The organism is Tsukamurella sputi, from assembly GCF_007858445.1.
In the GTDB taxonomy this organism is placed as follows: Bacteria; Actinomycetota; Actinomycetes; order Mycobacteriales; family Mycobacteriaceae; genus Tsukamurella; species Tsukamurella sputi.
The window spans coordinates 1-518 of record NZ_VIGV01000221.1 but is presented as its reverse complement, the minus strand read 5'-3'; the positions used below and the strand labels follow the sequence as shown (position 1 = coordinate 518).

At 42.3% G+C, this 518-nt stretch carries 1 protein-coding gene; it reads left to right on the top strand.

The window, feature by feature from the left end; all coding sequences use genetic code 11:
• The coding region (locus tag FK268_RS26260; RefSeq protein ID WP_205124554.1) for a hypothetical protein at window positions 1-518 on the top strand (518 nt) is incomplete at both ends.

Below are 518 nucleotides of genomic sequence, written 5' to 3'. Positions count from 1 at the left end.
ATCTATCAGAGCAGAACAATACAACTCCAAGTGGTGATTCACTTTATGCAAAACGTATTCCCATCTATCCGCGAAGTGTTAAGGGGAAATTTAGAACTTTTAAGAGTTCCGTTTTAGCATTAGCGTTTCTTGTATTTTACCTATTACCCTGGGTGCCATGGGATAGAGGTCCGGGGCTGCCAGGACAAGCTGTCGTCTTTGACTTAACGGCAAAGACCTTCTATATCTTTAGTCTTCCTGTTGATATTCAAAATATATTTTGGTTGGCGGGTGTCCTAGCGATCTTTGCGTTCTCACTCTTTTTCGTAACCGCTGTTTTAGGACGGGTGTTCTGTGGCTATTTCTGCTTCCAAACACTCTGGACCGACGCGTTTATTATGATTGAGAGCGTTATCCAAGGTAATCGTAATGCGCGTAAGCGTCTACATGAAGGGCCATGGACTGGAGAAAAATTTAGTAAAATTGGTTTAACTTGGTTAGTTTGGTTAATCTTTGCCGCATGGACCGGTTTTACTTTC